Origin of the sequence: Bryobacter aggregatus MPL3 (assembly GCF_000702445.1) — a bacterium.
Classification (GTDB): Bacteria; Acidobacteriota; Terriglobia; order Bryobacterales; family Bryobacteraceae; genus Bryobacter; species Bryobacter aggregatus.
Genome location: NZ_JNIF01000004.1, coordinates 938,610 through 963,414, shown reverse-complemented (window position 1 = coordinate 963,414; position 24,805 = coordinate 938,610). Strand labels below are relative to the sequence as shown.

Sequence of the window (24,805 nt, the reverse complement as noted above, 5' to 3'; positions counted from 1 at the left end):
ACTATCGGCTTCGATCCATATTTTCTATAGAATGGTCGCGTGATCGATCGTAGAACCTTGCTTCTTGCGCCGGCAATGCTGGCTGCTGATGAGAAAAAATTCCGCGTTGCCGTCGTGGGGACGGAACATGGCCATGTCCGGGGATTTGTCAATGCGGCAGCAAAACGGCCCGATGTGGAAGTGATTGGCCCCATCCCGTTCGAGGATCGAGCCAAGCTGAAAGGTGAAGCTGTCGAAGCCGTCGCCTGTTTCGCCTCCACCGACCGCCATCTCGAAGTCGCGAAACTGTGCGCTTCGCTCAAGCTTCCGATGATGATGGAGAAGCCGCTCGCCACCACCAATGAGGACGCGCGCGCAATGGCCGCCTTATCGGCCAGCGCCGGAATTCCGATCTTCGTCAACTACGAAACCACCTGGTACAAGAGCCACGGCGAAGTCTGGCGATTCTTCAAGGAAGAGAAGGCAGCCGGGAAGATCCGCAAAATGGTCGCCATGGACGGCCACCAGGGACCTAAGGAGATTGGGACGGGGCCGGAGTTCTTCAGCTGGCTCACAGACCCGGTCCGCAATGGAGCAGGCGCACTCTTTGACTTTGGTTGCTATGGCGCAAATCTGATGACCTGGATGATGGACAACCAAAAGCCCTTACGCGTCTTTGCGAGTGTGAAGCAAAACAAGCCGGAAATCTACCCACGAGTCGACGATGAAGCCACAATCATTGTCGAATACGACGGCGCGCAGGGAATCATTGAGGGCAGTTGGAATTGGCCCTTCTCCCGCAAGGACTTTGAGGTCTACGGCGAGAAAGCTTATGCGAATGCCTTCGGGGGCAACCTCGTGCGGCGGCGCCGGGTGAATGATCGCGTCGAGGAAGCCATCACGCCTGCCGACCTGAAGCCGGATGAGGCCGACTCCATCTCTTATCTGAAAGCCGTTGCGCGGGGCAAGCTGAAACCAGCCGGATTATCGAGTCTCGAGAATAATCTGGTGGCCACTCAGATTCTGGTGGCAGCCAGGGACAGCGTGAAGACAGGCCGCATGGTCAGTCTCCGGTAATCTGTGCAAGATGGGCCTTGAGGTGGGAAACGTAGTCGGTGACGAGAAAGTCTAAACTCACGGGTTCGTTTTCTCCGATTCTGCAAACGGTATTTCGTTTGGAGTCGGGAATCTGGTCCATGACATGGCACAGCAGCAGGTTGTAGGAGACCCACAGGGCGACCAACTGGTCTGCCGGATAGCTCGCATACGCCTGCACGCGGACACAGCCCAATTGGTCGTACTTGGAGCCGGCAAGCTCCTCCTCAAGCAGCGCCCGCACAAAACGGAGATGGTTGTTCGCTGCTGAATCAACCAGATGACCAAGAACCTCGATCCGCCGCCACTTTCCGGGACCATAGGGAGACTGCCAATCGATGTCATTGACCTGAAATACAAAGGATTCCAGGCATTTCCGCAACTCGGCAGAAGCTTCTTTGCTCATGGGTATTAGATTAACGGATGCGGCTAAAGCCTTAGGCTGCGCTGGTCGATAGCAGGGTGTATGAGTAGGATCGAGGCCCGGCGCAGTCTTTTACGGACGAGTCAGAATCGCGACGGGGGCTGGGGCTATTTCGCTGGGCAAGAGAGCCGGGTGGAGGCGACTGCATACGCATTGCGGGCCATGGGAAGTGCAGACGCAACGTGGGAACCGGGAATTGCATTCCTATTGGCAAGGCAAGAAAAAGATGGAGGGCTTGCCCCTTCTCCGAGTGTTCCAGGTAGTAGTTGGGTCACCAATCTGGCTTTTCCGCTCCTCAAGCGAGCCCAAACCGGAACCAAGCCACTCGAGCGGATGGCGGATTGGATTCTTAAGACTGAAGGGGCCGAGGGTGGTTTCCGGCAGCGCCTGCTTTATGCCATGGGGATGGCGCAGGCAGACCAGAATCCGCGGCTGAAAGGCTGGCCCTGGAGGCCGGGCAACAACAGTTGGGTCGAACCCACTGCCCATGGACTGCTCGCCCTGCGCTGGATGGAGGGTCTAGCCCCGGAAGTAGCGCTTCGCTACCGGCGGGAACTGGGCACCCAGATGCTGCTCGACCGGCGTTGCAGTGATGGCGGTTGGAACTACGGCAATAAAAAGGTGCTGGGGGAGACACTCCCGGCCTATCCAGAAACGACAGGACTCGCCCTGCTGGGGCTGGCTGGTAGCAGGATCGATGCAGCTATCTTAGAGCCAAGCCTCGCGCGCGCCAAGGCGGACTTTGCCACCGTCCAGGGAGCCTACGGACGTGCGTTGCTCGCCCTGGCCCTGCGTCTGCATGGCATCGAGTGCGGCTACCGGGCGGCCACGGAAGAACCGCACCCGAGCCGGAATCTCATGTTGGCTTCGATTGAGATTCTCGCGGAATCGGACCCGGCGGGAGTCTTTCTGCCATGACGCGGCGAGATCTCATCGCCGCAGGAAGCATCGCAGGACTGGAAGCCTGCTCGAAAAAAGAAGCCCCAAAGGAAATGCTAGTGGAGAAGTCGCCCGTAGCCATTGTGAAAGCCGCTTCCTATGAACAGGAGCTCTTGGCGCGCCTGGACGAAGGGATGAAGGCCGCCTGGCCAAGCGCCGCCCGGGAACTCCAGGACAAAAGGGTCGTCTTGAAGCCCAATCTCGTGGAATTTGACGAAGATACAGTCATTAACACCGACCCGCGGCTCGTGTTTGCGGTGCGGGAACTATTCCTGAAACTCGGAGCCCGCGAGGTCTGGATGGGAGAAGGGCCGGGCCACCGCCGGGACACCTGGGATCTCGCCGATCAGGCCGGATATCGCAAGATCATGCCAGATTTCGACAGCCGTTTTGTCGACCTGAACCTCGATGATGTCAAAAAAATCAAAGCCTTCGAGAACAGCGTCGATCTGTATCTGCCACAAACGATCCTCAATGCCGATCTGGTCGTCAGCGTTGCCAAGATGAAAACACACCATTGGGCCGGGGCCACCTTGAGCATGAAGAACTTCTTCGGCGTCGTGCCGGGTGCAATCTACGGCTGGCCGAAAAACTTTCTACACTACCAGGGGATCGATCGCTCCATCGTCGAGCTGAACCGGATCCTGAGAAAAACCTTCGCCATCGTCGACGGCATAGTCGGGATGGAAGGCAATGGCCCCATTCAGGGAAAGCCTGTTGCGGCAGGAGTCATGGTGATGGGCCGCGATGTCGCCGCCGTCGATGCCACCTGCGCACGCCTCATGAAGCTGGATCCCCTGCAGATGAAATATCTCCGGGATGCCTCGGCGCTGAAGATCTCTGGTTTGGGGGCCATCGAAGAGAGGTCGATCGAGCAGAGAGGCGAAAATCTGGCAGGATTGGCGCGCTCCTTTGCGGTCCTCCCGCAGTTCGAAGCGTTACGGTTGAGCTGAAGCTAGTATCATGAAGATTCGGTATGCGACGCTGGATCTTCTGGGAATTTGCCCGTGCGAGTTGGCAGTACGACATCATTGTCGCGCTGTTGCTTGTCTTTATTTTTTTTACGCCTCGGGAGATTTTTCGGGATCAACCCAGGGCTTCAAGTGTGGTGATGGTACCCGCCAGTGATGGAGCTTTCGTCTTCTACATCGACCCGCATGTACTGGGACAAGTGAGCGAAGATCGGCGCCGGGCGGACGCTTCGCGCATGATCGAGCAAAAGTACAAGGAGAAATGGGATGTGGTACGCCTTGAGACCCTCTACGACGCCGAAAACGAAGTCAAAGGTTTCCTTGCTTACGCGAAGCATTAGCCTGTTGTTTTGCGCGAGCGCGGCACTGCTGGCCGCGCCCCTGAGTCTACCCGATCTGTTAGCAAAACTCGATCAGAATGCGGCTTCCTTTCGCTCGATGAGCGCCAAGCTGGAGCGGGTGGATTACACCGCCGTGCTCAAGGATGCGAGCAAGGAAGTGGGCGAGATCCTCCTGCTCAAGCGCAAGCCCGGCCAGGTAGAAATGCGGATTGATTTCTCCTCCCCTGACGTCAAGCAGATCAGCTACGCCGATAAGAAGATCCAGAACTATCTGCCCAAGATCAACACGGTGCAGATTGTCGATGTCGGAAAGATCGACGCGCTGATCAGCCAGGGAATTCTGATTGGCTTCGGAACCACCGCCAAGGAATTGCAGAAGGCCTATACGCTCAAATTGCTTGGGGAAGAGTCGATCAACGGCAAGGCGGCCACGAAGGTCGAACTGACCCCTAAGGGCGACTCGCCCTTGATGAAGCTGAAGAAGATTGAGGTTTGGCTCGCGATCGCCGACGGCTATCCGCTGCGCCAGAAGTTGTACCAGGCTTCGGGCGATTACAATCAGGCCACCTATACCGATTTGAAGATCAACCCTTCCATTTCCGATCAGGCTGTTCGTCTGGACCTGCCCAAGAACGTTAAGAAGGAATATCCTTCGAAGTAGCGATGGCGCGGGACCGTATCCACGCTTCCCAGAGTCGTCTGGGCTTTCTCGACTGGACTCGTGGGCTGGGTGCGCTCATCATGCTCCAGGGTCATGTTGTGCACAGCTTCATGGCCAAGGACCTTCGGGAGGGGTCGGCCTATGTCCTCTCGCAGTTCGTGGGTGGGATGCCGCCCGCGCTTTTCCTCTTTTTAACCGGAGTCACGCTCGGCTTTCTGATGGATAGCCTGGGCAAGAAGGAGCTCAGCAACTGGGACCGCTTTGTCGCCGCAATGGTGCGGGCGCGCTATCTCTTTGTCGTCGCCTTTCTATTCCGCATCCAGCTCTGGCTTTTCGCCTGGCCTTACTCGGGCGTCTCCGACCTTCTCAAAGTCGATGTCCTGAACTGCATGGGCTTCACCATGGCCGCGCTTGCCTGGCTGGTCGCATTCGACACCCGGCAACGTGTGCTGTACGCCGGCGTCACCGGACTGGTGATTGCCTGCTGCTCCCCGCTGGTTGCCAATGCAGACTGGACCGGCATCCCCGAGCTTGTGAAAAATTACCTGATGCCGGGCCCGAATTTCTTCCCGCTCTTCCCCTGGGGCGCTTTTCTTGCCTTCGGCGTTTCTGCCGGGAGTGTCATCCGCTTGGTTCCGGCCGAGGACTACGGCAAGATGATGCAGTGGGCGATGCTCGTCGGATTCGGGCTGATGATGGGCGCCAATTACTTCTCGAGCATCCCCTATTCGCTCTACACGAAGAGCGACTTCTGGATTGATTCGCCGGGACTGGTCTTGATCAAGACGGGGGTGTTGCTGTGTCTTGCGGGAGTGGGCTATCTCTGGACGGTCTACCAAGCCGGGCGCTGGAGTTGGATTGCCACCCTGGGGCAACATAGCTTGCCCGTCTATTGGGTTCATATCGAGCTTGTCTATGGACGCTGGTTCAACATGTGGAAGGAATCGTTGAGCTTGCCGCATACCCTCCTCGTTACCGTCGTACTGACAATCGCGATGGTTATCCTTGCAACGATGAAGGGCTGGTATGACCAGTCGGGCTGGAGGGGTCTGCGCGTCGGCATGTCCCGCTTCTTGCCGATTGGCGCTTAGTTCGGCCGCAGTTTCCTGAGGGCCTTGCGGCCATTTTCATTCGCCGGATTCAGTTCGAGCGACTTCTCATAATTCGCAATCGCCCGCGCCGTGTTGCCACTGGCGGCATGGGCTTCTCCCAGACTGTCATAGCCGTTCCAGTCCTGCGGAAATGCGGCGATGTTCCGCTCGAAGACTCGAATTGCCTCGGCGTGCCGCTTCCCACCAAGCAGATAGTAACCCAGCGCATTCAGAGTGCTGGCATTGCGCGTCAGTTTGTTCTCGTGCGCCAAGGCTGCATCCAGTCCGCGCAGTGCACTGATTACGATGAGAATATCCGCAGCCCCGCCGGCTGGTGGCTGCCACTTCCAGTGGTACATGTTCGCGACATGGGAGGCCACAAAGCGGCTGACAGGAGAAAACGCATCGGAGTTCCCCATAGCCACGAGCCCTTGTCCCGAGTCACTCAACATCATCAGTTGCGATCCAAATCCTTTATTTGCACCATTGTGTTGGAGGAGTTCCGGACTCTTGCCATCGCCCAGTCCCCAACCAAGGCCGGAAGCGCCGCCGTCTGCCACTATCTGCGGTTTCAACATCTCCAGCGTTAGGGCGCGGCTCAGAATACGATTTGCTTTGCCGTGCTTGGAGAGTGCAATTTCGATTGCAAATTTCGCAAGGTCGGAGGGAGTGGTCCAGAGGCCATCGGGCGCCAGTTCCGGATACAGGTGCCAGTTGCCGTCTACCGGTTTTCCGTCCGCATGCGTAGCGATGGCCGCACGGCTGGCAAGGGCAGGGGGCAGCACTTGGACGAAACTACTGTTGCGCATTCCCAGCTTGTTGAAGACACTTTCTTGCAGGAAAACAGGGAAGGATTTGCCGGTAACTTCTTCGATCAGCAGCGTCTCGATGGTGACGCCACCGCCTGAATAGCGCGAAGCCGTTCCCGGAACCGCTTCAACGCGCACCGCTGCCGTATTGGCTGGCTTCTCTCCGTTCAGGATCTGGACCAAAGTGGGGAGCGGCGCCCCTACCGGATAACCAGGAAAGCCATGGACATTGAGCCCGGCACTGTGGCTCATGATTCGACGCAGGGTGACTTTCTCGGTGGTGGTAAACTGGTTCTCCGGCACCTTCCAGCTTCTGAGCTTCACATTGACATCCTCATCCAGTTGCAGCTTTCCGCTTTGGACGAGAGCAAGAATTCCAGCGGCGCTCACCGGTTTGCTGATCGAAGCCGCCTGAAAGAGAGTCTCCGTGGTGACCGGAACTTTGCCGCCAGCCTGGGTCGTGCCATATCCCTTCGCCCATGCAATCTGATAGTTGTCGATGACGGCCATGCTGAAGCCGGGGTCGCGGAAGATCTCCATGAGTTGCTGGAGGGTGACTTCGAGAGGCGCCGCTGCCGTCTCGATGCGCAGTACAACGCTTTCTGGCGCAAGCGCCCGCGGAGCCTGGGCCTGCAGACTGAGGCAAGCAAAGATCAGGGCGGCAAACTTCATGATGAGTACTACGCAGAACGGCTCTCTTCGTTACTGGCAATCTAGCGAGTTGCAGGGCGCTCGGCGCCGGAACGCTTGACGTAGGGTCCTGGGATGCCAGAGGGGAGGATGGTGCGTTGGTCGGTGAGTGCGCTCGCAAGTTGGTCGCTGGTCAGCTCACGAGCATTCTTCAGATTTGCGGCGCGCAGATCGGCCCCGCGAAGTTTCGCATTTTCAAAACGCGCATTCTCGAGATTGGCTCCGTACAACTCCGTCCCGAACAGTGTGGCCTCTCGAAAGTTGGCAGAAACGAGCTGCGCTCCGTTCAATTGCGACTGGGTGAGATCTGCCGAGTTGAACTTGGCCTGGGAAAGCTGGGACCGGGAGAGATCACAGTTCTGCAGCTTCGCCCCAATGAAGTTCACATGCTCTGCCTCGACCGAGTAGAGCCGGCAGAAGGACAGCGTCGAGCGGGAAAAGTTCGCCTCGCTCAGATTGGCGCTCGTCAGGTTGCATTCCGACCATTGCGATTGCTGCGCGCAAGATTGGGTGAGATCGACACTATTGAAGAGACATTTGTGCCAGCGTGCCGATTGCAGCATCGCCTGCTTCATCGACGAATAGGAAAGATCTGTGGCCGAGATGGTGGTATCCGCAAACACCGCGGAGTTCAAAAACGAGGACATGAAAACCGTATTTTCAAGGCGCGCGCCCATAAAATCGACACTCGTCAGCAGTGCACGGCGGAAGTCACAGTAACAAAGGTCGGCAAGGTTCAAACTGGACTGGGCGAGATCCGCCTCGAGAAAACTCGATCCGGTTAGAATGGCGGCGCGAAGATCGGCCTTCTCGATGCGCAGGTCGTTCCAGCAACCGCGTTCTGAGTGGAATCGCACGCCCTCCACCTTCTCTTCCAGCCACAACTTATGCAGTTCCAGTCGATGAGATAAGCCGCTCGGAGAAATGGTGCTTGCTGCCATATTCTTATCTAGGTAGGATCCTTATCGTCTGAAAAATCAGCATGGAGAGGCTGATTTTCCAGAACAGCAGCCTGCCGGGTTATGATGCCCCCATGGATTCACTGCGAAGGCGGGATTTTGTTGCGCTGAGTGCGATTGCACCAGCGGTTTCCGCGCAAGAAACGGTATTCTTTTCAACGGGAGATGCCCGTTGGATTGACGCTCTGATGGCCCGGATCATTCCGGCTGACGACACCCCGGGAGCACGCGAAGCAGGATGCCTGCAGTATCTCGACAAGCAGCTCAACGGTCCGCTCGCACGCTTCGCCACGGCCTACCGCAGTGGATTACAAGCCTTCCAGCAGTCCTTCCCCAACTTTCTTCAGGCCGTTGCCGAGGAACAGGATTCCATCCTCCAAGGGATTGAGAAAACTCCGTTTTTCGAAATGCTGGTCGACCACACGATGCAGGGCTTCTATGGAAGCCCGGAGCACGGCGGCAACCGGGAGGAAGCGAGTTGGAAGATGTTAGGAATCGCAAAGTACATGGGGGGAGGGCACTGGCATGGCGCTTGATCCTGTGGACGCCGTCATCGTTGGAGCCGGCGGCGGCGGAGGCGTGGTGGCCTATGAGCTCGCCAAGGCGGGTTGGAATGTCGTTCTCCTCGAAAGAGGCCGAGCACAGACCTTTGCAGAAACCGGACACTCGGAGTTGCACTCCCAGCGCACCACCGTCCTCGGCAACGCGTTCGGACCGGATGATACACGGCATCTCCGGATTCGCGAGGCAGAGAATGGCCGTTGGGTCAAAGTGCTTCCCAGTGATGGCGCTTACAACAATGTGGCTGCCTGCGTCGGGGGTGGCACCCTCAGCTATGGGGCCATGGCCTGGCGCTTTCTGCCGAAAGACTTCCAGATGCGCAGCACCTATGGCGCCCCCGCGGGATCGACGCTCGAGGATTGGCCCCTCCGCTATGAGGAACTGGAGCCCTACTATGCCAAGGCCGAGTGGGAGATTGGAGTCAGCGGCAAGGCGGGTGCCAATCACTTTGAGGGCAAACGCAGCAAAGACTATCCCATGCCACCCTTGCCTTTCAACCGGGAGGCTTCCTTACTGGCTCCCGCAGCGAGAAAGCTGGGCTGGCATCCGTTTCCGATTCCGATGGCGATCAATTCAATCCCCTACCAGGGCAGGCCCGCCTGCGTGCAATGTCCGCACTGTGTCGGTTTCCGCTGCGAGGTGGATGCCAAGAGTTCCACCGCCGTTACCGTGATTCCGAGAGCGATCGCAACCGGCCATTGCAAGTTGCGCACGGAATGCGTGGTGAAAGAAGTTCTTCTGGACAAGAAAGGCGATGCGCGCGGTGTCGCTTATTTCAATGCCGACGGCGAACTGGTCGAGCAACTCGCCCGGGTGGTTGTGGTGGCCGCAAGTGCAACCGAGACTCCGCGCTTGCTCTTGAACTCCAAGAATGCAATGCACCCCAATGGACTCGGCAATCGTTATGATTGGGTGGGCCGCAATCTCCAGGGACATGCCTACAGCGGCGCTTTCGGGCTCTTTGAGCAGGAAACCTGGGATGGCGTGGGGCCTGCGGCAAGGGTCGCGCTGTGCGATCACAATCATGGGAATGAAGGCTGTGTCGGCGGCGGAATGCTGGCGAACGAGTTCATCCGTCTGCCCTATCTGTTCGCCCGCAGTGTGCGGCCTCCCGGAGCCCCCCGCTGGGGCCAGGCGCATAAGGACTGGCAGCGGCGCTGGTACAAACGATCGATGGGCGTCAAGGGTCCCGTACAGGAAGTGCCGCGCTGGGAGAATCGTGTCGAGATCGACCCGGTGGCCAAGGATGCCTGGGGAATTCCCACCCTACGGCTCAGCGGGCGCAAGCATCCGTCGGACTTGAAGACCGGAAAGTATGTGGCAGCCAGAGCAGCAGAGTGGCTGCGGGCAGCCGGCGCCATTGAAGTAGTCGAGACTCTCCCGGGAATGGGATTGTCCGGCGGCCAGCATCAGGCAGGAACGGCACGCATGGCCTCTGAGGCGAAGTTAGGCGTGGTGGATCGTGATTGCCGGGTCTTCGGAACTTCCAATGTCTACATCGCCGACGGCAGTGTACATGTGACCAATGGAGGCTTCAACCCCTCGTTAACCATTCAGGCCTTGGCTTTCCGGACCAGCGAACGGATCCTCGCGGCCGGTCATCCCGGGAAAAGAGGTTGAGAATTAGACTATATTTTAAACCAGAATAGTGATAGGATTTGGTCATGGATCAGTTCAGTATCCAAGACGCAAAGACTCATCTGTCGAAGATTCTCGACCAGGTAGTAGCGGGCGTGACCGTTGTGATCAATCGCCATAACAAACCCATTGCCGAGATTCGCCCCATCGCGCCCAAGCCTGCTGCGGCGCGGAAGCGAGTCCCCGGCTTGCTCAAGGGCAGGATGAGCTGGACGGAAGATTGCTTTGCTCCAATGAGCGAGCAGGAGCTTTCTGATTTTGAGGGCGCCCCCGTCTTTCCGCTCCAGGCCAAGGCTGCCGGGCAGTGAAGCTGCTGCTCGATACCTGCGCCTTTCTCTGGTTTGTCTCCGATTCGCCCGCACTTTCCGCGAAGGTGCGGGTCGCCATTTGTGACGAACAGAACGAGGTCTATCTGAGCGCTGTGTCGGCTTGGGAGATCTCAAGGAAGTACGCCCAAGGCCAGTTGGAACTCCCGGAGCGGCCTGAAGTCCTGATTCCAGAACTGCGCAACGAATCGGGTATCGAGACGCTTCCGCTCACCGAGGAAGATGCACTCACTGCCGAAAAGCTCCCGATGCTCCATCGCGATCCCTTTGACCGGATGTTGATCGCCCAGGCGCTCGTGCAGGGAATGGTGATCGTCACGTCAGATCGCGCCTTTGCGCAATACCCAGTCCGGGTCCTCTGGTAGACCTGAGCCTTTTCGCGCCCTCACGCCGCGTTTATTAGTGAGTGCTAACATCTCCTGCAACCAATTTCGCGGATCGGAATCCAACCGAAGAAGACCTTATGGATATCTTGCGCGCGAGTAGTGGGGGTGCCGAAGCTTCGCCGAGTCCCGGAACCTACAAACTCCCCCCAGCTCTACTGGAGAAAACAGCCGCCCGGCTGTGCTGGATTTCAACACTGTGCGCCGTTGCGACGGTCGTCGTACTAGGGCTCGAATGCTGGCTACAACCCGAGTTTGCCACCGCTTTCCGTCTTCTCTCCAATCAATTGGCAATGGCCGGAGTACTCCTGCTTTCTCTGGGCTTCCTCACCATCCAGCGCAAGGGATGGGTGAGCAAGCAAGCCCTTCTCGATCTGGGGATTGTGTTCCAGTCCGGCGTCGCCTTTGCGATTTCGATCTTTGAGACCTCCATCCCTTGGGATCCCAGCGATCCTGTCCTGGGCCATAGCGGCGTCGCAATCTGGCTTGCGCTGTGTGGCCTTCTGCTGCCGAATGCTCCGCTGAAATCCCTCCTCGCCGCCGCGCTGAGTTGTCTCGCCTGGCCTGCGGCTTACGTCCTCAATCTGCATCTGCACGGTTACACACCGCTGCCCTGGAACCGGCTTCTGATCTGGATCCTGCCCATTGTTGTGATGGCCGTGTGGATGTATGTGCTGAATGCGCGCATCTTTGCGATGCAGTGGAAGCAAGTCAAGGCTGAAGAGATGGGCAGCTACAAGCTGGACTATCTGATTGGCAAGGGAGGAATGGGAGAAGTGTGGCGGGCCAAGCATACGATGCTCGCCCGCGATGCGGCCGTTAAACTGATCCGTGGCGATGTGCTGGCAGAGGCAAGTGGCAAGCAGGGAAGCCTGATGCGGCAACGCTTTGAGCGGGAAGCAAAGGCGACGGCCAGCCTGCGGAGTCCGCATACCGTTGCTCTCTACGATTACGGCCGCACCAAGGATGAAACGTACTATTACGTGATGGAGATGCTGGACGGCATTGATCTCCAGACCATCGTCGAACGTTTTGGCCCCATGCCACCCGGTCGCGTCGTGAAAGTGCTGCAAGGAGTTGCCGCCTCACTCGAGGAAGCCCATCACGCGGGGATGGTGCATCGGGACATCAAACCGAAGAATCTTGTGATGGCAAAGATTGGCGTTCACTACGACTTCATCAAAGTATTGGATTTTGGCTTGGTGAAGACCCGGGTTCTGGATGGAGAAGCAAATCTCCTGACGATGGACGGAATCGCTACTGGAACGCCAGCCTATCTCCCCCCGGAAATCGCGCTCGGCGAAGAGGGAATCGACGGCAGGGCCGATCTCTATTCGCTCGGTTGCGTCGCCTACTATTTATTGACCGGCCAACTTGTCTTTGCGGAACCCACTCCCACAGCCATGGCGTTGGCGCATGTGCAGAAAACACCGGTGCTCCCCAGCATCCGGCTGGGTGCCCAGCTTTCTCCCGGGCTGGAACAAATTGTGATGGACCTGCTGGAGAAGAAGCCCGCAAACAGAATTCAAAGCGCCCGCGAGTTGTTGCGGCGCCTGCGGGCACTCGATGACGTCAAGGAGTGGTGCGAAGATGCGGCTGCAGATTGGTGGAAGACCCATCTGCCTGACGCAGAAAGCAAGAAGGCGGCGGTAGAGAATGATGAGATCCCCACCGCCGCGGGCATTGGGTTGGTGGCGGCGCGCGGCTAGCGGCTCGACGTCGAATTCGTCGTCGAACTTGTCAGAGGCTTCGGCATCGGCACGCGCGGCATCATCTCCTCGCGATTCGCAGTGTTATAGACAAACCACGCCATGATGGCGGCAGCTTGCATCACATCGCCAGGAACGACGCGATCGTAGTTGTCCATGTTCGAATGGTGCGTACGCGTCGCGTACTCCATCGGATCCTGGAGAAAGCCGAAGCCAGGCAATCCGATCCAGGTGAAGCTGGTGTGATCGGTGCCACCTGGTTGGCGCGTGGGAGGCGCCACTGTACCGGCGATGGTCTTTGCACCCAGATCGTGAAAGGGCTCCAGCCACTTCTCAAAAATAGGCTTGACCATATCGTTGCCACCGATGCTGATACCACGGAAGCGGCCTGTGCCGGTGTCATCGTTGTAGTAGGCCGACAACTTTGAATACTCCGTCGTAGGCTGCATCGTCTGGCGGTTGGCAAAGTGTTCCTGGACATAAGCCATCGAGCCAAGCAAACCCTGTTCCTCACCACCCCACAGCGCAATGCGCACCGTACGGCGCAGCGGCACCTGCAGACTCTTCAGAATCCGCACCGCTTCGATCGCAACCGAGACACCCGTGGCATTGTCGGTCGCACCGGTCGAGGCGTGCCAGGAATCAAGATGCCCACCGAGCATCACCACTTCCTCCTTCTTGTCAGTGCCCGGAATCTCGGCAATGACATTGAAGGAATTCAGATTGTCCTTGAGGAAGGCGACTTGCACATCGAGTTCCATGCGAACAGGAATCTGGTGTTCGATCAGACGGGCCATGCGGTTGTAGTGTTCGGGGGTGAGGACGATGGTGGGTGGTGGAACGGGGTCTTTGGGATCGCGCGAGCCGCCATCGGTGCCGAAGACCGTTCCACCATCGCCGTTGGTGCCATAGGTGATCATCGCGACCGCGCCCTCATCGATCAGAAACTGATTGACGCGAGCCCGAAAGCGGCGCAGCGCCTCCCGATCGACAGGTGGAGTGGCCGGGCCGAAGCTGGAACGGGAAGGGTCGAGAGTGTTGGTACGGGCGAGAAGATCGGCATCGCTGAGACGGCGGGCCAGCGGCTCAAAGCTCGGGTTGATCACTTTCTTGTCCACCGCGAGGACGATCTTGCCGCGGATCTTGCCTTTGGCCTTCTCCAGGTCCGCCTCGTTGCGCAGAAGCTGGAAGGTGACATCGGCCTGGACAGGACCCGCCGTCGGACCGGTCCAGGCTAACGGAAAGCCAATGAGCGGCGCATACTGCGGCATGATCATGTGCGCTGAGAAGTGCTTCAATTGCCAGCTCTGGCCAAAAGGTCCCCAGCCCTCGAGCTTCGCATTGGTCAAACCGTAGCCCTTCAGCCGTTCGATTGCCCAACTCGCGGCGGCTTTGTGCCCGGGTGAATTATTCAATCTCGGTCCATAGACATCGGCCAGGTAAAAGAGATGGTCCATGATCTGCGAGTTGTAAAATGCCTCAGTTTTGATCCGGTTGGCAATGGACAAATTGATCGTCTCTTCGGCCATCAGGGTGCCGGCTAAAGTGAGAGCGAGGAAGGAGGAGAGTGTGCGATTCAAGCAAATGGCCTCAGAGAAAAAATGGTGCGGAGGCAACAGGGGCCGCTCGGAACTGTTTGCAGTTTAACAGGCGCGTGCAAAGATGCGGCGAGGCGCCAAAGCGTAGGGAGCAACGATGCCCGCCGTGTTGGACAAGGGCAGCAGGCTGTCGGGAATCTCGATGCCCAGCACATTGTGGAGGAAATCGCGGCGTTGGCTGATGCGCTTCCATGCATGCGGATAGTCCTGTTGGAGGGTGCGCTGGAGTTCGCGGCTGGCAATGGCATAGCCGTCCTCGGCACGTGTCGAAGCGTAGACCGGATGGCTCGGAATGATATCAGACTGGATCACCATACCTGAGCTCAGTGTGACTTGGGAATCGGCATAGAACGGAGAACTGGGCCACTCCTCATAGGAAATGAGATGTCCCGGATTCAGCTCGATATGGAACAGCTCCTGCGGCAGTTCGCGATGGATCTGGTCAAAGAGAGCCGAGCAAGCTGCGCCTTCTTCGAGGTTCTCCAGCCAGTTGGCGAAGGCCGTGAAATAAGGCGCGGCAAAGGCAGCCACATAATCGCGAGCCGGGGCAGGGAGATCCCTCTCGTCATGAGCCACCCAGTTGGAGCGGCAGATATTCGCCCCCCAGTAGGCAATGTTCGCGGACCAGGTATTGCCGCTCTCGATGCGATTGCCGGAGGGGCTGGCCAGGCTGACTCGTTTGGGTCCCGTCTTGCATCCCATATGGCAGGACAGCGGCGTGCCATCGTAGCGGCTCGCTTCTGCGAGTAATTCCTGATCACTCAAACCGGGACGCAGGGCGAACTGGATGCGGCGCATCGCCTCTGAGGCCTTGACGTTATTCGCCTCGAAGCTCGCAAGATCGAAAGGCGAGGCGTGAACTCTCAAATTATGAATCAGCCAGCCAGTTGCGTTGCGGACGGAATCGGGCCCGGCCAAGCTGCGCAGTGTATCGACCAGATAGGAGGGCAGGTCGCTCGCGAGCGGGTTGGAATAGGTCTTCCATCCGATGGCGGCAATCCGGGAACCAGCGCTGATGCCTTCCTCCCGGAAGATCGCCTCGATTGTTCTGGACTGATTGCGGGGCTGGTCTTCGAGTGAGAAGGGCTGGTAGCGTTCGTGCCGCAGCTGACCGAGCTTCCAGGGTGGACTGATCGGAAGATAGGCGACACATTCATTGCCGACCAGAAGCAGCGGTTTCCCTTGCGGCCGGACCAGAAGCAAGGCCTCTTCAAAACGCGGATCGAAGCCGGTCAGAAAATGGAGATTTGCAAAGTGTTCCCGATCACCGTAGACCACGGCATGCGTAAAGCCACGCCGTTCGAGCGTCTGTGCAAAAGCCTCAAGGCGACTGGCATGGAGAGTGGGGGGAGGGAAAAGGGCGTCGAGCGTGTTGTCAAAGCCCGGCCAATCCAGCTCGATGAGCCTGGTGCGGTCGCCGAGACTTGAACTCGGATGGGTTGCCCCGCTAGATCCTAAGTCTAGTGCGTCTGCCAATTTCGCCACGACCGCGTTACTCTATGATAACCCTCAATGAGCCGTTTATTTGTACTCTTTGACGGCTACTGTAACCTTTGCGACAGCTTCGTTTCCTTTGTGATGCGCCAGGATCGGCGGAAGAGATTCGAGTTTGTCCCCTTGCAGAGTGAAGAGGGCCTGCGACTGTTGTCCGAAGCGGGTTTTGCGCCGCAATCGGTGGACTCCGTGGTGCTGATCGAGAACGGCATCGGGCTGCGCAAAAGCGACGCGGCGCTCCGCATCTTCTGGCATCTGGGCTGGCCGTGGAGATCGCTCAGTTGGCTTCGTTTGTTTCCCTTGGCGTTGCGGGACAGCGTATATACGGCGATTGCCAAGTCGCGCTACCGGGTCTTTGGCAAGAAGGAGTTCTGCGAGCTCAGTCCAAGGTCTCGAATGCAACAGGCAGCACGAAGAATCCAAGTGAAAAAAGACGATTGAAGATGCCATCCCGTTCTTCGCGAACATCCACCCAATGGATCGACGCCGTCTCGCCCTTATCGGAGAAGAAGCCGATTCCGCCCCGCTTCAGACGATTGTCTTTCCAGGAATCGACGACCTGTCCGTTGACCTTCGTAATGAACTGATCTCCCCGGACGCTCATTTGCACGTGATAAAGCGTATCGGGCTGGATGGCGATGGGAAGTGGCAGGCGCAACCGGTCGCGTTCCGCACCGTTCAAGACCGTGTAGCGAACCAGATCTGCAACGGTTGCACCACTAGTTTTTTTCAGAACAATCTTGGTGGCATAGTAATTCCGCAGATCGGGAGCACGGAAAGCCCAGCTCATGGCGTTCCGGTCGATCTGGCCTTCAAATTCAAGCCGGTAATCCGACAATTGCACCGATGGCTTCCAGACCCGTAGACCGGCAGGACGCAGAGTGCCCCCAGCGACGGACCAATCGGAAGTCCGGGCCCCCATCCAACTGACAATTCCGGCAGTAAAGTCGTCATGAATGCGGACAGGCGGAGAGCTGGGCAACATCGATTTGATGTAATTGGTCGCCTGCGAGAGGAGCGGACTGCTGCGCGAAAGCTCTCCGGTCAGGGAGACGGTCCGCTGGTGGAGCGTGCCGCCGCTGCTTCCTGTGGCGGCAGAAAACGCAAGGACGCCAATCATGACAGTAGACAAGACAACAATGATCTGCGCCTGCAGCTTGGAGTGCTTCTGTTTTTGCTTGCGCTCCTCATTGCCAACCTCATAGAGCTCTTCGTCGCCATAGATGAGGCTCTCGCGAGCTTGCCTGGCGGTGACATTCCGGCCACGACGGCGATGCTCCTCATTGCAATACTCTCGATCCGAGAGACCGCGCCAGAAGCCGATTTTGCCTTTACAGTAACTACACCGCATGAGAGAGTACGAATCGCCCAGGAACAGAATAACCAGGACTAGAATCAGCTTCTAGCACATAGGTGGCGAATCCTCCTGAAATCAGGTGCCACCCGGTTTCCACCTAGGGCTCCTTTTCAAAGCTGGAGTCTCAATTTTCGTCTGCACAAGCTTTATCGGCAGTTGACCGTACTAGCATTAGGGATTGCTTCTATGAGGATTCCTGATCTAAAAATCAATGCCAGTGGCGACGAGAAGAGTCTTGAGCTCATTGCAATGCTGCTCACTCATAGCGCGAGACCCTTCGATCGCGCCCAATACTGCCCTGGTCATCTGACAGCAACCGGTCTGGTGTTGCATCCGGACGGCAAATCGATCGCGATGGTACACCATGCCCGTCTCGATCGCTGGCTGTTGCCCGGGGGGCACGTGGAAGCTTCTGATGAGAGTGTGGAAGCCGCTGCAGCACGGGAAGTTCTGGAGGAAACCGGGCTTCAGGTGGTGGATCCGGGAAGGATCATTGGGGGAGATGTCCATGGTATTCCGGCCAAATGGAAAGAAGGCGTCGAAATCGAACCCTACCATCTTCACCATGACGTACTGGTTAGCTTCCGGGCCGCCGCAACAACACTGGTGGTGAGCGAAGAGAGCTTTGCAGTGCGCTGGGTGGCGCCGGTCGATTTCGATCTGCTTGGTGTACCCCTCAATGTCCGCCGGGGTTATGCGCGGGTTCTGGCCGCACAATAGTTTTCGATCAGCGACTGGAAGGCCGCACTCAAAACCGCACGCATCTGTCCGCCTTGCCGGATATTCAGATTCTGGATTTCACGCACCGCGAGGAGATCGCGGGTGGAGGAAGTGATAAAAATTTCATCTGCTCTTTCCAGGTCGGCGGGAGTGAGTACGGCCTCCCGGATGATCAATCCGGGAATCTGGACCTCCTCCAAGAGCAGCGCTCGCGTGACACCGGGAAGACAACCAGAAGACAGCGGCGGTGTCACCACCTCGTTGCCATAGACCGCAAAGATATTGGCAGAGGTCAGCTCCGAGACCTCGCCCCGTTCATTGAGGAGCAGAACTTCATCGAAGCCATCGGCTTGGGCTTGATCGTAGAGGCAAAGATTGAAGCTCCAACTGAGCATCTTGGTTCCGGCGAACTGGTTGGCAGCGTGCCGCGCCTGGGGCACAAGACCGAGGCGAACGCTGGCCCCCCAATGCTTCAGGCTGGTGCTAAACGCAATGAGGTCGAAGGGACGATCATTGCCTGGTCCTTCCCAAAGTCCACCGCGATTGCGGAGAACGATCACCCGGAGCGTGGCCTCTTGCGCCTGATTCGCTTCCAGCAGCCGGAGGAGTTGCGCCAGCATGGCGTCGCTGCTCGAGGGGAAGGGAACCTGGAGGAGCCTGGCATCTTTCAACATGCGTGCATAGTGACGTTCCCAAGCGAATAAGACTCCACGGTGGACACGCAAGGTAGAGAAGACGCCCCAGCCATTGACCGCTCCCACCTGCCCCGGGGATAGGGTCCGAGCACCTGCCGGAAAAATCGTCTCGTTCACAAGCATGAGGTCGTGCATGAACCCTCTATTCTAGAGGTTAGTGATCGAAATAGTTGGCGGGGGCCTGATTGGGCTGAGTTGTGCGTGGGAACTGGGACGGCGTGGGATCGAAGCCGTCGTCTACGAACGGGATCCGTTGGGAGTGGGAAGCGCGAGTTGGGCCGGTGCGGGCATGATCGCGCCCCATGGAGAAGCCTTTCCTGATGAAGAGTGGCGGCAGATCGGAGTGGAATCGGCGCGTCTGTATCCTGGGTTCGTTGCGGCGGTGGGAGGCAACATCGACTTCCGCCCGGCCAGTGAGGGAGTGGACGGTCAAGTGGACCCGCGGGATCTGTTGCGGGAACTCAGCAAGCAGGTGCGGACCGTGCAGCGTGATGTCACAAGCCTGGCTGAATGCAATGGGGAACAAGTGGTGGTCTGCGCAGGCGCTTGGGCTTCGCAGTTGGCGATGCCCGTCGCCGTCGAACCGGTGAAGGGGTATCTGCTGGCATGGGATCACTTTCCGCCCGGTACTCTGCCGGACATTCTCCGGCACGGGGAAACTTACATCTTCCAACGCCAACACGGGCGCGTGATCGCTGGGTCGAATGAAGAACGTGTGGGCTTCGACCGGCAAATCGACGCAGCCCAAGTGGCGGCAGTGTTGCAGCGGGCGCGTGCCCTTTGGCCTCCGCTTGCAGACAAGGAACCGGATGCGGTGTGGTTTGGCTTTCGACCCGCAACCGCCGATGGGCGCCCCGTGATTCGACGGATCGATGCGCGGGTGGTGGCCGCCTATGGGCACTATCGAAACGGCATACTCCTCGCCCCTTGGACCGCAGCGTGGGTGGCCGATGAAGTTCAGCGCCAACTGACGAAGTGATTCGGATAGCGATCGTGAGTCGCCTCGATTAAGCTCGCCACTTTCGAGCGGCGGCGGAAGAGGCGCTCAAGGAGGATAGGGAGTTCCTCTTCATCCCGAGGCGTCATCCAGGCACGCGGCAATTCCCCGAAGGCTTGATCGAGAACGCTGGTGGGGAAGCATTGGATGCGTTCGAGCCAGGGCTCAAAGTCTTTCCAACCTCGGATCTTGCGATAGACGTCCGCGCGGTAGTAGAGACCGAAACCAGGTGCGTCCGGAAAATCCCAATAGCCGCCATTGAAGCAGTAGCCCTGGTCAATCATTGAGGCAACCAGACCGCGTGAGGTGGAGTCTGCAAAATCATCGGAACCGTCGTCGTCCATGACGTCCACCAGGCGTGCCCGATAGAAAATACATTGGCGGGCATCGGCGTTCGCGGTCCATTTGTCGAAGGTGAGCGCGGCAGCAAAGTGATGGAGATTCCGGCAGCTTAGGAGCTGTGCTTCTCCGAGGATGTCGTGAACGCCATGCAGGGAAGGATGAAGGGGATAGCGAGACCCGAAGTGCCAACCGGCCACCGGAGGAGTCACCACCTTACTGCGCTCAATGCCGAGTTTCGGACTTGCATCGATCACCGATTGGGGGATGTCGATGATTTCGATGTCGGGGCAAGGGATCCGGAGATAGCGCATGATGCGCTGGGCGATCCACTCATTGAGGAGAGTGCGCAAGCCCTGCGGGTTGTTGGTGAGTTTGACGACGTAATGTTGCTTGTCGCCGGCTTCGAGGAGATGGGTTTGGGAGCCGCCGCGCAAGGTACGCAGCCAAGCGGTCGCGGTTACAGGCATGGGAGGTGCGCTAAAGTGGTGTCGTCATGGCTGAAGCGACAAACACTACACAAGATAGCGCAAAGAGTAACGTTGATGAGACGGCGCTCGATATGATGAAGTTCATTGCGGTGCAAACGGGATATGGGAAGTCCACCGGACAGCAGACCGGATTTGGAGCCAAGGGGTCCACTTCGCCGGAACAGTATGCGGATGCGCTGCTCGAACTGTTCCAGCGCTGCAAGAAGACGATCAAGGAGAGCTGACGGCCGGGCGAAACCATCGCTTTTGATGAAAAAGGCATTCCGAATCCTTCGATCCGGAATGCCTTTTTTCTGAGCTGCCAGCTCGATTAACGCTTCTTCTTTGCGGACTTTTTGGCTGCGATCTTCTTGGCCGGAGCCTTTTTCGCCGAGACCTTTTTTGCAACTACTTTCTTGGCGGCGATTTTCTTGGCTACGACTTTTTTCGCAGCAACCTTCTTGGCCACTACCTTCTTCGCTGTGACTTTTTTGGCCGGCGCCTTCTTCGCAGGACTTTTCTTTGCAGCTACTTTCACAGGAGCTGCTTTCTTTGCCGGAGCCTTTTTCGCGGGTGTCTTGACGGGCGGAGCCTTCTTTGCCGGGGCTTTCTTGGCAGGCGGAGCGGCTTTCTTGGCGGGAGCCTTCTTCGCAGGTTTTTTGGTGGCAGAGGCTTTCCGGGCAACGGCCTCCGCCTTATCGTGCAGGGGGGACGCGGCAATCGATACTACTTCTGCCTCTACGGATTTGTCGTAAGCAACCGGTACATCCGGCGCAGGGGGAGCAGGCGGAGGAGGAGGGGGCGCCGCGGGCATGATCGCAGGTTTCAGCTCGGCGACCGGTTCGGCATCATCTTCATCCTCATCGTCGTAGTTGTACTCAGACAACTCGTTACCGAAAGTCACATTTTCCTCCATCAGATCATCCACTTCTTCATTGGGCGATACGTAGTGATAGCGATCAAGCATGGCGATAGGTCCGTGGGAATAGCATATCGTGTTGTAGCAAATCTGCAAGAGGGGAGATGGTGAAACTTCAAATCCGCGGGCAGGTCCCTGGGCTAGGGCTTCGCGATCAGGCGAGTTATAGTCAACTCATGACGAGAACACGATTTTATCAAGCGGCGGCAACCATGGTAGCTGGATGGCTCGCGACGGCATCAAGCGCGGTGGCGCAGAGCGGGTCTCTTGAAAAGAAGGTGCATCGCAAAGGTCCGAAGCCTGCCAAGACTCCCTTATTCAATGGCGCGGTCAGTTACGGAAACCTGCTTTTTATCGCAGGCAAAGGAGCTCACTTTCAGGGAGACATCAAGGCGCACACAGATCACGTCCTGAAAGAAATTGAGACAGAGCTGACGAATGCCGGCTCCTCCATGAACAAGGTGTTGAAGTGCAACGTGTACTTGAACACGCTCGACGACTACAAAGGGATGAACGAAGTGTTCCTCGGCCGTTTTGGCACGGAACCGCCGGTGCGAACCACCATTGCTGCAGCCGGCGGCATTCCTGGTGACAGTCTGGTTGAGATCGACGTGATCGCCTACATTTAGGCCACTGCCGATTTCAGAACATCCTGAATCCGCTTGGCGACGATCTCCGCTTCGCCGGGCTTTAGCATCCACACGGTGACGACGAGATTCGTCTGGTCTGTCGACGGCGTGACCTCGATGCAGGGCTCCGTGTCGAAGAGCTTCTTTTTGACTTCCAAGGGACTGATCTTGATCTTCGATTGGTCCCAGGTCATCTTGAGATGCGGTGTGTGGTTGGCAATTTCAGGAACCTCGACGGATGAGGTGACCGTGGGAAGCTTTTCCGCGGACTTCCGGATGGTGTCCACACGGCGCTCCCACTCCTTCCACTCGGCGTTGTGATCGCGCTTGAGAAACATCTCGAGGGCAACCAACAAACCGATCATCTCTTCCTTATTCACCTTCATCCCACGGGCAATCGAATCTGAATACGGGCTGGTATTGAGGCGTGCAGCCTCGATCAGATTCTTCCGTCCCATCAGAATGCCCGTCGATTGCGGCGCACAGATGCCCTTGCCACCGGAGAACGTCACCAGATCGAAGCCCATCTTGTTGTAGAGAGAGAGACGTTCGACAGGAAGCGAATCGGCAGAGGCATCGATGAAGGTCGGAATTCCGTGCTGCTTGCCAAGCTGCACCCAGCCTTTGCCATCGATTCTGCCGCGCTTCTCCGCGTCGTTAAAGAAGAGCGCCATCGCCGTCCGCGGACTAGCCTTACGGTGGAACTCCTCTTCCGTCTCGATCTCAATCATCTTGACGCCACAGGCCCGCACCGCATGGTCGTAGCCGTAGCGATGCGCCTTCTGCACCAGCACCTCGTCCTTGAGGCCGGTGAGATCGGGAATCTGGAGGATCTTCTTATTGTCCGTGCCCGTGATGCAACCCGCGGTGCCGACCGTGAGCGCGCCCGAGGCGCCGCTGGTGACCATCGCCGATTCTGCCTGGAGTAGCGTCGCAATGCGCGCGCCGACAGCGTCCTGCACCTTGGTGAGGTGGACAAAATGCTTAGAGGCGTACTCCATCGCGTCCATGACTTCCTGTGGCATCAGGGAGGCCGTCAACGTCGTGTAGGTGCCAGCAGCGTTGATGAAGGGACGGATGCCAAGATCCTTAAAGTAGTCCGGTGTTTTCAGCTTCGCCGCCGTGGCTTTTGTAGAAAAGAACGGCAGACTCGCGAGGGCTTCAAAAAAGGTACGGCGTGAGGACATGTTGCATTGTCTCCTGAATCAAGGCTGGGTGACTACGGGCAGGACGATGTGGCTGGGACGTGGTCCACCGGTGTGGACACTTTGCCGGGCGACTCGAGTTCGAGTGCCGGCACCGAGCGCTTCGCCTGTATTCGGGTTGCGATCAAACTGCGGAAAGTTGCTGGAAGTGATGTCGACACGGATGCGGTGGCCGGGCTGGAAGACATTCGCGGTGCCCACCAGGTCGACAGTGAAATCGTAAACCGTATTCGGAGTGAGGAGTTCCGGCTTGTCGAGGCCGTTGCGGAAACGGGCCCGGAGGATGCCTTCGGCAACGGGCATGGCAAAACCGTTTGGATAGACATCGACCAGCTTGACCATCCAATCCGTATCCGGCCCGTCGGTGGCCGCGGTCAGCTTCATCTTCACTGGACCGGCAATCGAGATGGGCGTCTTGAGGAACTCACTCGTATAGACCAGAACATCATTCCGGCCTTCGATGTGGCGCTGGTCCTTGGGGCCAGCGGGCGTGGGAGTGCCGCAGCAATTGTTGCCACCCATGGTGAGCACAGGTTCCTCAGGGTTGTAGTTGTACTGGTGGATCTGCGTTGCCGCGGGCTTGTCGAAGCTGAGTGTACCCCCACCACGGACAGAATTCGCAGCGCCAGCGCCGCCGAGATAGAGCTCGCGGTAGTTGGTGTCCGGAATGGGCCAATCCTTCTCCGAGCGCCACTTATTGACGCCCATATAGAAGATCTTGACCGGGAGGTTGCGGTCAAGCCCGTTGTCCAGGCCTTTGAGATTGTGATCGAAGAAGGCAAGCTCTTCGTCAAACTGATTGATCATCGCGTCCTTACCGAAGTCGACGTCACCGTACTTCTGCGTGGGGCCGTGCCCCCAAGGTCCGATGATCATCCGTGTGTTCTTACGGGCCCGTTCGGTGGCGGCCTGCTGCTTCATCATCGTGTAGCCGTTGATCGTACCGGCGAGAAAGATATCGAACCAGCCGCCAGAGACCTCGGCCGGAACCTGCATCTTGTTCATGCGCTCTTCATCGCTGATCGCTTTCCAGTAGGAGTCATAGCTTGGGTGGGCGAGCCAATCGCGATAGTGCTTCACCTCGGAACCGGCACTCTTGAGGTCGCCCGTGTTCAGGGGAAGATGCCAGAGGATGTTCTCATATTTGAGCTCTTCAGGAGTATACGCTTCGGTGTGCCAATACTGCGGCAGCATGATCCGGTTTGGCATTCGAACAACACCCCATCCATAGTTAAAACTCAGCCGGAACGCACCGCCGTGCGTAATCCAATTGGCATAGATGTTTGTCGAAGCCAGGGCAGGGAACATCGCCACCAAGCTTGGCGGCTGCTGGCTTGCCGCGGCCCATTGGACATGTCCCAGATAAGAGCCTCCCTGCGTGGCTACTTTTCCGTTTGAGAAGTTTTGTTTCGCGGCCCACTCGATGGCGTCGTAGCCATCTTGCGCTTCGCTGCGGAAGGGGTCCCAATTGCCGCCACTCTCGTAACGGCCCCGGTTGTCCACTACGACGACGGAATAGCCGCGCTGGGCAAACTTGATCATCGTTTCGTGCACGCCATCGCGCTGGAGTCCGTAGGGCGTGCGCACGAGGAGAGTGGGATACCGTCCTTCGGACGAGGGCCGATAGACATCGGCATAGAGCGTGACTGAGTCACGCATCGGTACGGCTTTATGCCGTTCGATCCGGATTTCGTACATGTAAGGTTTACCACCAGGTTCCGCGGCAAATCCTGCCAACGGAAGGAAGAGAAGGAAAAGATAGAGGGCTTGCATCGCGGCTTCGTTCGATTCTAATAGAATCGACAT

The 24,805-nt window shown here is 57.8% G+C and carries 27 protein-coding genes and 1 tRNA gene; 16 read left to right on the top strand and 12 right to left on the bottom strand.

Annotation, left to right across the window (positions count from 1 at the left end):
- The first annotated feature begins 39 nt into the window (after positions 1–39).
- Complete coding sequence (locus M017_RS0123885; protein ID WP_238326029.1) at positions 40–1,056, top strand: Gfo/Idh/MocA family protein; 1,017 nt, start codon at positions 40–42, stop codon at positions 1,054–1,056.
- Here M017_RS0123885 and M017_RS0123880 read toward each other — a convergent pair.
- On the bottom strand, positions 1,043–1,480 hold the full coding sequence (locus tag M017_RS0123880) for a DinB family protein (RefSeq protein WP_051670806.1): 438 nt from the start codon (positions 1,478–1,480) through the stop codon (positions 1,043–1,045). The genes M017_RS0123885 and M017_RS0123880 overlap by 14 nt on opposite strands.
- A 60-nt stretch (positions 1,481–1,540) precedes the next feature.
- Between M017_RS0123880 and M017_RS28275 the strand changes: the two genes are divergently transcribed.
- From M017_RS28275 to M017_RS0123855, 5 genes are read left to right on the top strand one after another with little or no spacing between them, the layout of a single operon-like run.
- Entirely contained in the window at positions 1,541–2,416 is an 876-nt protein-coding gene (locus tag M017_RS28275; RefSeq protein WP_155121595.1) for a prenyltransferase/squalene oxidase repeat-containing protein, read from the top strand.
- On the top strand, positions 2,413–3,390 hold the full coding sequence (locus M017_RS0123870; RefSeq protein WP_051670805.1) for a DUF362 domain-containing protein: 978 nt from the start codon (positions 2,413–2,415) through the stop codon (positions 3,388–3,390). Before M017_RS28275 ends, M017_RS0123870 begins: the two co-directional genes overlap by 4 nt.
- A 23-nt stretch (positions 3,391–3,413) precedes the next feature.
- Complete coding sequence (locus M017_RS0123865) at positions 3,414–3,749, top strand: hypothetical protein (RefSeq protein ID WP_031500746.1); 336 nt, start codon at positions 3,414–3,416, stop codon at positions 3,747–3,749.
- Positions 3,750–3,753: 4 nt separating this feature from the next.
- A complete protein-coding gene (locus tag M017_RS0123860; RefSeq protein WP_031500745.1) occupies positions 3,754–4,410 on the top strand; it encodes a LolA family protein in 657 nt (218 codons plus the stop codon).
- Between the two features lie 2 nt (positions 4,411–4,412).
- The gene (locus tag M017_RS0123855) at positions 4,413–5,501 is read left to right on the top strand and encodes a heparan-alpha-glucosaminide N-acetyltransferase domain-containing protein (protein ID WP_031500744.1); all 1,089 of its coding nucleotides are present in this window, start codon (positions 4,413–4,415) and stop codon (positions 5,499–5,501) included.
- Here the strand turns inward: M017_RS0123855 and M017_RS27100 are convergent.
- Positions 5,498–6,982, bottom strand: coding sequence for a serine hydrolase (locus M017_RS27100; protein WP_051670804.1), 1,485 nt, complete (start codon positions 6,980–6,982; stop codon positions 5,498–5,500). The two genes, M017_RS0123855 and M017_RS27100, sit on opposite strands and share 4 nt — an antisense overlap.
- A gap of 41 nt (positions 6,983–7,023) precedes the next feature.
- Positions 7,024–7,941, bottom strand: coding sequence for a pentapeptide repeat-containing protein (locus M017_RS0123845; RefSeq protein WP_031500742.1), 918 nt, complete (start codon positions 7,939–7,941; stop codon positions 7,024–7,026).
- 41 nt (positions 7,942–7,982) lie between these two features.
- On the opposite strand from M017_RS0123845, the gene M017_RS0123840 reads away from it, so the two are divergent.
- The 5 genes from M017_RS0123840 to M017_RS28270 all read left to right on the top strand — a co-directional run bounded on the left by M017_RS0123840 (position 7,983) and on the right by M017_RS28270 (position 12,576).
- Positions 7,983–8,495, top strand: coding sequence for a gluconate 2-dehydrogenase subunit 3 family protein (locus M017_RS0123840; protein WP_031500741.1), 513 nt, complete (start codon positions 7,983–7,985; stop codon positions 8,493–8,495).
- Positions 8,485–10,140 (top strand): FAD-dependent oxidoreductase, encoded by a 1,656-nt coding sequence (locus M017_RS0123835; protein WP_031500740.1) that lies wholly within the window; start codon positions 8,485–8,487, stop codon positions 10,138–10,140. Before M017_RS0123840 ends, M017_RS0123835 begins: the two co-directional genes overlap by 11 nt.
- A 44-nt stretch (positions 10,141–10,184) precedes the next feature.
- On the top strand, positions 10,185–10,466 hold the full coding sequence (locus tag M017_RS0123830; RefSeq protein ID WP_051670803.1) for a type II toxin-antitoxin system Phd/YefM family antitoxin: 282 nt from the start codon (positions 10,185–10,187) through the stop codon (positions 10,464–10,466).
- The gene (locus tag M017_RS0123825; RefSeq protein ID WP_031500738.1) at positions 10,463–10,849 is read left to right on the top strand and encodes a type II toxin-antitoxin system VapC family toxin; all 387 of its coding nucleotides are present in this window, start codon (positions 10,463–10,465) and stop codon (positions 10,847–10,849) included. The genes M017_RS0123830 and M017_RS0123825 overlap by 4 nt, the downstream gene beginning before the upstream one ends.
- Positions 10,850–10,947: 98 nt before the next feature.
- Positions 10,948–12,576, top strand: a complete 1,629-nt coding sequence (locus M017_RS28270; RefSeq protein ID WP_051670802.1) for a serine/threonine-protein kinase — start codon at positions 10,948–10,950, stop codon at positions 12,574–12,576.
- Here the strand turns inward: M017_RS28270 and M017_RS0123815 are convergent.
- The 3 genes from M017_RS0123815 to M017_RS0123800 form a co-directional block, all read right to left on the bottom strand.
- Entirely contained in the window at positions 12,573–14,156 is a 1,584-nt protein-coding gene (locus M017_RS0123815; protein ID WP_238326028.1) for a M20/M25/M40 family metallo-hydrolase, read from the bottom strand. The genes M017_RS28270 and M017_RS0123815 overlap by 4 nt on opposite strands.
- 63 nt (positions 14,157–14,219) lie before the next feature.
- The gene (locus tag M017_RS28955) at positions 14,220–15,452 is read right to left on the bottom strand and encodes a M24 family metallopeptidase (RefSeq protein ID WP_031500735.1); all 1,233 of its coding nucleotides are present in this window, start codon (positions 15,450–15,452) and stop codon (positions 14,220–14,222) included.
- Between the two features lie 128 nt (positions 15,453–15,580).
- Positions 15,581–15,665: transfer RNA gene (locus M017_RS0123800), tRNA-Leu, on the bottom strand.
- 21 nt (positions 15,666–15,686) lie between these two features.
- On the opposite strand from M017_RS0123800, the gene M017_RS28950 reads away from it, so the two are divergent.
- The gene (locus tag M017_RS28950; RefSeq protein WP_080508131.1) at positions 15,687–16,109 is read left to right on the top strand and encodes a thiol-disulfide oxidoreductase DCC family protein; all 423 of its coding nucleotides are present in this window, start codon (positions 15,687–15,689) and stop codon (positions 16,107–16,109) included.
- Here M017_RS28950 and M017_RS0123790 read toward each other — a convergent pair.
- Positions 16,048–17,019, bottom strand: coding sequence for a hypothetical protein (locus M017_RS0123790; RefSeq protein ID WP_031500732.1), 972 nt, complete (start codon positions 17,017–17,019; stop codon positions 16,048–16,050). The genes M017_RS28950 and M017_RS0123790 overlap by 62 nt on opposite strands.
- A gap of 192 nt (positions 17,020–17,211) precedes the next feature.
- Here M017_RS0123790 and M017_RS27090 point away from each other — a divergent pair, with 192 nt between their 5' ends.
- A complete protein-coding gene (locus M017_RS27090; RefSeq protein WP_051670801.1) occupies positions 17,212–17,745 on the top strand; it encodes an NUDIX hydrolase in 534 nt (177 codons plus the stop codon).
- Here the strand turns inward: M017_RS27090 and M017_RS0123780 are convergent.
- A complete protein-coding gene (locus M017_RS0123780; RefSeq protein ID WP_031500730.1) occupies positions 17,718–18,575 on the bottom strand; it encodes an aminotransferase class IV in 858 nt (285 codons plus the stop codon). The genes M017_RS27090 and M017_RS0123780 overlap by 28 nt on opposite strands.
- A 22-nt stretch (positions 18,576–18,597) precedes the next feature.
- On the opposite strand from M017_RS0123780, the gene M017_RS0123775 reads away from it, so the two are divergent.
- Positions 18,598–19,419: an NAD(P)/FAD-dependent oxidoreductase gene (locus tag M017_RS0123775; RefSeq protein ID WP_031500729.1), complete on the top strand. Its 822-nt coding sequence runs from the start codon at positions 18,598–18,600 to the stop codon at positions 19,417–19,419.
- Here the strand turns inward: M017_RS0123775 and M017_RS0123770 are convergent.
- Positions 19,398–20,246 carry a HipA family kinase gene (locus tag M017_RS0123770; RefSeq protein WP_031500728.1) on the bottom strand — a complete coding sequence of 283 codons (849 nt, stop codon included), beginning with the start codon at positions 20,244–20,246 and terminating at the stop codon, positions 19,398–19,400. The two genes, M017_RS0123775 and M017_RS0123770, sit on opposite strands and share 22 nt — an antisense overlap.
- Before the next feature lie 26 nt (positions 20,247–20,272).
- Between M017_RS0123770 and M017_RS0123765 the strand changes: the two genes are divergently transcribed.
- Positions 20,273–20,491, top strand: coding sequence for a hypothetical protein (locus M017_RS0123765; RefSeq protein ID WP_031500727.1), 219 nt, complete (start codon positions 20,273–20,275; stop codon positions 20,489–20,491).
- A gap of 86 nt (positions 20,492–20,577) precedes the next feature.
- Here the strand turns inward: M017_RS0123765 and M017_RS30005 are convergent, their stop codons facing one another.
- The gene (locus M017_RS30005; RefSeq protein WP_051670800.1) at positions 20,578–21,213 is read right to left on the bottom strand and encodes a hypothetical protein; all 636 of its coding nucleotides are present in this window, start codon (positions 21,211–21,213) and stop codon (positions 20,578–20,580) included.
- Between the two features lie 128 nt (positions 21,214–21,341).
- Between M017_RS30005 and M017_RS0123755 the strand changes: the two genes are divergently transcribed.
- Positions 21,342–21,794 carry a RidA family protein gene (locus M017_RS0123755; RefSeq protein ID WP_031500724.1) on the top strand — a complete coding sequence of 151 codons (453 nt, stop codon included), beginning with the start codon at positions 21,342–21,344 and terminating at the stop codon, positions 21,792–21,794.
- On the opposite strand, the gene M017_RS0123750 is transcribed toward M017_RS0123755, so the two are convergent.
- Both M017_RS0123750 and M017_RS0123745 read right to left on the bottom strand, forming a co-directional pair.
- Complete coding sequence (locus tag M017_RS0123750; RefSeq protein WP_031500722.1) at positions 21,791–22,981, bottom strand: aminotransferase class V-fold PLP-dependent enzyme; 1,191 nt, start codon at positions 22,979–22,981, stop codon at positions 21,791–21,793. The genes M017_RS0123755 and M017_RS0123750 overlap by 4 nt on opposite strands.
- Positions 22,982–22,999: 18 nt before the next feature.
- Entirely contained in the window at positions 23,000–24,805 is a 1,806-nt protein-coding gene (locus M017_RS0123745) for a CocE/NonD family hydrolase (protein ID WP_202901717.1), read from the bottom strand.

Coding starts and splice junctions, on each gene's coding strand:
- M017_RS0123865 (WP_031500746.1), top strand. CDS start 3,414: ATGCGACGCTGGATCTTCTGGGAATTTGCCCGTGCGAGTTGGCAGTAC.
- M017_RS27100 (WP_051670804.1), bottom strand. CDS start 6,982: ATGAAGTTTGCCGCCCTGATCTTTGCTTGCCTCAGTCTGCAGGCCCAG.
- M017_RS0123755 (WP_031500724.1), top strand. CDS start 21,342: ATGACGAGAACACGATTTTATCAAGCGGCGGCAACCATGGTAGCTGGA.
- M017_RS0123790 (WP_031500732.1), bottom strand. CDS start 17,019: ATGCGGTGTAGTTACTGTAAAGGCAAAATCGGCTTCTGGCGCGGTCTC.
- M017_RS0123780 (WP_031500730.1), bottom strand. CDS start 18,575: ATGCACGACCTCATGCTTGTGAACGAGACGATTTTTCCGGCAGGTGCT.
- M017_RS0123750 (WP_031500722.1), bottom strand. CDS start 22,981: ATGTCCTCACGCCGTACCTTTTTTGAAGCCCTCGCGAGTCTGCCGTTC.
- M017_RS28275 (WP_155121595.1), top strand. CDS start 1,541: ATGAGTAGGATCGAGGCCCGGCGCAGTCTTTTACGGACGAGTCAGAAT.
- M017_RS28950 (WP_080508131.1), top strand. CDS start 15,687: ATGAGCCGTTTATTTGTACTCTTTGACGGCTACTGTAACCTTTGCGAC.
- M017_RS0123835 (WP_031500740.1), top strand. CDS start 8,485: ATGGCGCTTGATCCTGTGGACGCCGTCATCGTTGGAGCCGGCGGCGGC.
- M017_RS0123770 (WP_031500728.1), bottom strand. CDS start 20,246: ATGCCTGTAACCGCGACCGCTTGGCTGCGTACCTTGCGCGGCGGCTCC.
- M017_RS0123765 (WP_031500727.1), top strand. CDS start 20,273: ATGGCTGAAGCGACAAACACTACACAAGATAGCGCAAAGAGTAACGTT.
- M017_RS0123855 (WP_031500744.1), top strand. CDS start 4,413: ATGGCGCGGGACCGTATCCACGCTTCCCAGAGTCGTCTGGGCTTTCTC.
- M017_RS27090 (WP_051670801.1), top strand. CDS start 17,212: ATGAGGATTCCTGATCTAAAAATCAATGCCAGTGGCGACGAGAAGAGT.
- M017_RS0123870 (WP_051670805.1), top strand. CDS start 2,413: ATGACGCGGCGAGATCTCATCGCCGCAGGAAGCATCGCAGGACTGGAA.
- M017_RS0123840 (WP_031500741.1), top strand. CDS start 7,983: ATGGAGAGGCTGATTTTCCAGAACAGCAGCCTGCCGGGTTATGATGCC.
- M017_RS0123845 (WP_031500742.1), bottom strand. CDS start 7,941: ATGGCAGCAAGCACCATTTCTCCGAGCGGCTTATCTCATCGACTGGAA.
- M017_RS0123880 (WP_051670806.1), bottom strand. CDS start 1,480: ATGAGCAAAGAAGCTTCTGCCGAGTTGCGGAAATGCCTGGAATCCTTT.
- M017_RS0123830 (WP_051670803.1), top strand. CDS start 10,185: ATGGATCAGTTCAGTATCCAAGACGCAAAGACTCATCTGTCGAAGATT.
- M017_RS28270 (WP_051670802.1), top strand. CDS start 10,948: ATGGATATCTTGCGCGCGAGTAGTGGGGGTGCCGAAGCTTCGCCGAGT.
- M017_RS0123745 (WP_202901717.1), bottom strand. CDS start 24,805: ATGTCGATTCTATTAGAATCGAACGAAGCCGCGATGCAAGCCCTCTAT.
- M017_RS30005 (WP_051670800.1), bottom strand. CDS start 21,213: ATGCTTGATCGCTATCACTACGTATCGCCCAATGAAGAAGTGGATGAT.